Here is a 5126-nt window from a genome sequence, read left to right as displayed (position 1 = left end):
CCTTCGACCTCGTCATCCTCGATGTCGGACTGCCGGACATGACCGGGTTTGAGGTGTGCAAAACGATCCGTCAGACCCGTTCGCTGCCGGTTCTCTTCCTCACCGCACGATCCAGTGAAGTGGATCGTGTGGTGGGACTGGAGATCGGTGGCGATGACTACGTCGTGAAGCCCTTCAGTCCACGTGAGCTCGTCGCCCGCGTTCGTGCCATTCTGCGTCGTGTGTCATCGGTGCCGCTGCCTCAAAACGGTCACGATGCATCCATTCCAATCATCATCGATGAAGTGCGCTGTCAGGCGATTTACTTCGGCACGGCGATGAATCTGTCGCGCTACGAGTTTCGCATGTTGAAGGCTTTCGCGGCGCATCCAGGACGCGTTTTTTCCCGAGAGCAGCTCATGGATCACGCGTCCGAGGAGCCGGATGCCTCGATGGAGCGCACGGTGGACACGCATGTCAAAACCCTGCGCGCCCGCATGCGCGGCGTGCGTGAGGGGCTTGATCCGATCGTCACGCATCGCGGCATGGGCTACTCGCTGCTCGAATCCTGGCCTGACGCATGAGCCTCACCGCACGCTTTCTTGTCGGATTCGCGCTCGTCGCCATCGTCGGCTTGAGCGTTCTGTTTTCGCAGCTCATCCGACGCGTGGAGCGGCAGTACTTTGAGGCCATCGAGGAGCCGATGGTCGATGTGGCGAACATCCTGGCCGAAATCGTCGGTGCACAGGCCAAAGATGGCATCTTGGAGCCGCAAATCGTCGAGGCTGCCATCCGCGCCGCGCAACGTCGCGATCTGAACGCACAGATTTACAACCTCAACAAGACGAAGGTGGACATGCAGGTCTATGTCACGGACGCACAGGGGCGGGTGCTGTTTGATTCGGCCGGCATCGAGAAGCCTGGCACCATCTCGAATCATCGCGACGTGAACCTGACCTTGATGGGCGAATACGGTGCCCGGTCCTCACGCACGAGCGAATACGATCCCCTTTCGATCGTGATGTATGTAGGTGCGCCGATCATCCGGAATGGTCAGACGATCGGCATGCTCAGCGTCGCCAAGCCCCAGCGCGGCGTGCTGGCTTTTGTGTGGGAGACGGAGCGCTGGCTGAAGTGGTCCATCGGCACCACGGTTGTTCTCATGCTCTTGGGCATTTACCTCGCTGCACGCTGGGCCACGCGGCCGCTGGAGGTTCTGACGCAGCACGCGCTCGCGGTGAGTCGTGGCGAGCGTTCCACCTCGCCGCACATGCCGGGCCATCAGATGAAGACGCTGGCCAAGGCGCTCGAAGACATGCGCGATGCGCTCGAAGGCCGCGAATACGTCGAGAATTATGTCCAGAGCCTCACGCATGAGTTGAAGAGCCCGGTGGCTGCGATCCTGGGCGCGAGCGAGATCCTGCAAGGTGACGTTCCGGAGCCCAAGCGCGCCCGTTTCCTGCAAAACATCCGCGCCGAGGCCGGACGGCTTCGCGATTTGCTCGAACGCCTGCTGCATCTCGCCGCGCTCGAAAAGCAGAAGTCTCTCGAGAATCGCGAGCCGGTGAACCTTGGCGAGATCATTGACCGTGCGTGGGATCATCACGCACTCATCGCCGCGGCACGCGAGGTCACCTTGAAGCGTGAGGTGACCGACGACATCTTCGTCGAAGGTGATCCCTGGCTCATCGAACTGGCGGTGAGCAATCTCATTCAGAATGCCATCGACTTTGCGCCCAAAGGCACGGCCGTGACTGTGCGCGGCTACCGGTTTGACTCGAAAGGCGTGATCGAAGTCGAGGATCGCGGACCTGGTATTCCCGATTATGCGCGCGAACGCGTGTTCGAGCGCTTTTACTCGCTGCCCCGGCCTGACACCGGCAAAAAGAGCACCGGACTCGGCCTGTGTTTCGTGAAAGAGGTCGCCGAACTGCATGGCGGCAGCGTGGAACTGACAAATCTTGAAAGCGGGGCGGGGGCGAAAGCGATGTTGATTCTCGCCGCCTGAGGGACGGCAGGTTTGACAACTCAGACCGGCTTCCCTAGTCTCGCGCACCTCGACAACCAACCATCATGAGCACACCCGAAGCCGGAAAGCCCGTTTACAACGTCAAGAACCCCTGCATCGCGAGAGTGAAGCGCATGTTTGATCTCTCCGGCCCGGACGCGCCCAAGCACACGGCGCATTACGAAATCGACCTCGCCGGTTCCGGTCTCGAATACACGCCGGGTGACTCTTTGGCTGTGCAGCCCACGAATGATCCGGCGCTCGTTGATGACACGCTCAAGGCTCTCGGTTTTTCCGGCGAGGAAATCGTGAAGCATCCGAAAACGCAGGCGGAGGTGCCGATTCGGCAGGCGCTGATCGAAGGCACGCTGATCACCGAGATCGATAACAAGCTCATCAAGGCCATCGTCGAGAAAACCGGCGGCAACACGCCGCTCGCCGAGCTTTCGCAGCCGGAGAGGAAGGAAGAGCTCAAGAACTATCTATGGGGCCGTTTCGTGATCGACCTGCTGCTCGAAAACCCGACGGCGAAGTTCACGCCGGAAGAATTCATGCTGACGCAGAAGAAGCTGAACATCCGGCTCTACTCGATCAGCAGCAGCCAGAAGGCGCATCCGGATGAAGTGCATCTCACCGTCGCCACCGTGCGCTACACCAGCCATGGCCGTGCTCGCGCCGGTGTGTGTTCCTCATTCCTCGCCGAACGCGTGACGCCCAATGAGACGCTCATCCCGTGCTTCGTGAATCACGGCAAAGGTTTCCGCTTGCCCGAGCCGCAGGAAGAAACGCCCATCATCATGTGCGGCCCAGGTACTGGCATCGCGCCGTTCCGTGCCTTCCTTGAAGAACGCAAAGCCACGAACGCCAAAGGCAAGGCCTGGCTGTTCTTCGGTGAAGTCAGCGCGAAGTCCTGCTTCTTCTACAAGGAGGAATTTGAAGCCTATCTCGCCGACGGCACGTTGACGAAGTTCAGCACCGCCTGGAGCCGCGATCAGGCCGAGAAGATCTACGTCCAGCACAAGATGCTCGAAGCCAGCGCCGAATTCTGGGCCTGGCTGGAGCAGGGCGCCATCTTCTACGTCTGCGGCGACGCCTCCCGCATGGCCAACGACGTGGACAAGGCCCTGCACACCATCATTGAAAAAGAAGGCGGCAAAACTCCCGAGGAAGCCGCCGCCTATGTTCAGGCGATGAAGGATGCAAAGCGGTATCGGCGGGATGTGTATTGAGTCGAGGGTAGGGAACGAGAAACGCTACTCCGCGTTTTCAGAACATTGGGTAACGGCGTTACTCATCCGTCGTCATTATTGCTCTCGCGTGATTGTTATCCCGTAGCTGGCACCATTGAGTCTGTGCCACCTACTGTGGACGCATCTTATTGGGCAGGTTTTTTTCAGCGGTGCCATACAATGCCTCAGAGTCACTCTGAAATTGCACAAACCATGTGCGAGGTGGAGACTGGAGAGTATCCCTTCCCAAAACCTCTACCAATCCAGATTTCTGGAGCTTCCACGTGAAGGTAGTATTGTTATTTCCAAAGACTTTCGCCCCAACGCCTCCTTCGCTGAAGGTCCACTTCGTTCCTGACTCAGCCACCCAGGTCTTTGAGACGAACCATGCAGGGTTGACTGATTGCTTTGCTGTTGGCGTCCGAGAAGTCGGTTGAATAGTCGGTTGAATCATCGTTGTTGGTGCCGAAGCCTTGCCACCAATCGAATCCAATAGCTCGGTAAGGCTGCCGTTTGCTTCGAAAACGGTCAGGAGGTTTTTTGATTCTGGATCAAAAACCACAGGGCTCAGCGTTTGCGCCAGTTTTTTGGCGACTAACGTATCGACTGGTGTGCCTGTCACTGAAGGGCCTTTCCCCTCACGCAGTCCATTAATCGATTCAGTCACCTTCCGCTGTCCATCCGGGGTTAATGCCCCAAAAACTCCTCGCACTGAGGACTGGAACTCGGGGTCATCGGGTATGGCGCTTGCCAACTTTCTCCAATCGACACCACTCAACACCCTGCCGAGACCTTGGTTTTCCGCAGCTGTTCCAAGTGTGGCGGAGACAACAATGAGGATCACGAGAATTCTGCTCATTAAACATGTCCAAAGGCGGATCAGATGGCTTGAGTGCATAAGGTTTGATTTGAATCCGAAGCGACTGTGACAAAAAAGGATCTTGAAACAAGGGGGAAAATACGACCGAATAAGCGACGGTTAGTAGTCGGCTACGTGCTTTCACACTCTGAAAGTTTTTGGCAGTTGACGCCAACTATGCCTTCGCCAGCCACAAGATCCCCGTCGCGGTCACCTGGATGTTCTTCTTCACGGGCGTGAGCTTGACGGTCTCCAGGGTGAGGACGGCGGGGTCGTATTGATCGCGGATCTTTTGCGTTTCGTTGGCCGTCTGCTGTTCGAGTTCGGCCATGTCGGCTTTGACGCGGTCGAGTTCGGCTTCGGCGGCTTTGGCTTCGGAGGACTCGCGCATTACGCGGCTGGCGCTGCTGATGGTGCGCGTCTTCAGCAGGCTTGACTTGCGGCCCATGAACGCGCCGAGGAGGCTGCTGCCGATCTGCACGACGGTGCTGAGCTTGGCGCTCGTGGCCTGGGACTTTTGCGTTTCGACTTTGAGCTCGGCCTTGGCGGCCTTGGCTTCGAGGGACTTGAGCGCCTTTTCGGTTTTCTGGCGCAGTTCCTCGATGGCGGCATCGCGCTTCTCACGGGTCGTCTGGGTGATGCGGGCTTTGAATTCGTCCTGCTTCTCGCCAGGATTGGAATACGCGTCGAGCAGCGGGCTGTAAAAGACCTCGAGCGAGTGATTCGAATAGACCCAGTCTTCGAAGTCCTTGCTGATGCTGGTGTAGGTGCTGGACTTCAGCGCGGGGCCGGGGAGGTCGGCAAAGGCGGCGTTGGCGACGGGTTCGGATTCGAACTTTGACAGATCGACGTCCTTCGGAATGTCCACGAACTTGTCCCACAGAACCTTCTGCTTTTCGATGTCGATGACGTTGACGAGCGTGATGCTGCTCTTGCCGGTGATCTTGCGTTTGGCGTCGTCGAAGTTCACCACAGCGCTGCGCAGGATGGCCGGCACGTAGGTGATGCGTTCGCCGTCTTCGTCCGTCGGTTGGAACAAGGCGGTGGCATT

Annotated in this window: 4 protein-coding genes and 1 pseudogene; 3 read left to right on the top strand and 2 right to left on the bottom strand. The window is 58.3% G+C overall.

All coding sequences use genetic code 11. The features are described from left to right. The 3 genes from KDL09_RS07355 to KDL09_RS07345 form a co-directional block, all read left to right on the top strand. On the top strand, positions 1-563 hold a 563-nt coding region (locus KDL09_RS07355; protein WP_294383256.1), incomplete at its 5' end, for a winged helix-turn-helix domain-containing protein. Next, on the top strand, positions 560-1987 hold the full coding sequence (gene creC / locus KDL09_RS07350; protein ID WP_294383253.1) for a two-component system sensor histidine kinase CreC: 1428 nt from the start codon (positions 560-562) through the stop codon (positions 1985-1987). The genes KDL09_RS07355 and creC, both read left to right, overlap by 4 nt. Before the next feature lie 65 nt (positions 1988-2052). Then, the gene (locus KDL09_RS07345) at positions 2053-3216 is read left to right on the top strand and encodes a sulfite reductase subunit alpha (protein WP_294383250.1); all 1164 of its coding nucleotides are present in this window, start codon (positions 2053-2055) and stop codon (positions 3214-3216) included. Between the two features lie 130 nt (positions 3217-3346). On the opposite strand, the gene KDL09_RS07340 is transcribed toward KDL09_RS07345, so the two are convergent. Together KDL09_RS07340 and KDL09_RS07335 are read right to left on the bottom strand one after the other, a co-directional pair. Next, a complete protein-coding gene (locus KDL09_RS07340) occupies positions 3347-4060 on the bottom strand; it encodes a hypothetical protein (protein ID WP_294383243.1) in 714 nt (237 codons plus the stop codon). A gap of 190 nt (positions 4061-4250) precedes the next feature. Beyond that, positions 4251-5126, bottom strand: a pseudogene (locus KDL09_RS07335) (hypothetical protein); the annotation flags it as partial.

Source organism: Prosthecobacter sp. (assembly GCF_020439865.1).
Lineage (GTDB): Bacteria > Verrucomicrobiota > Verrucomicrobiia > Verrucomicrobiales > Verrucomicrobiaceae > Prosthecobacter.
This window is presented reverse-complemented; position numbering and strand designations above follow the sequence as displayed.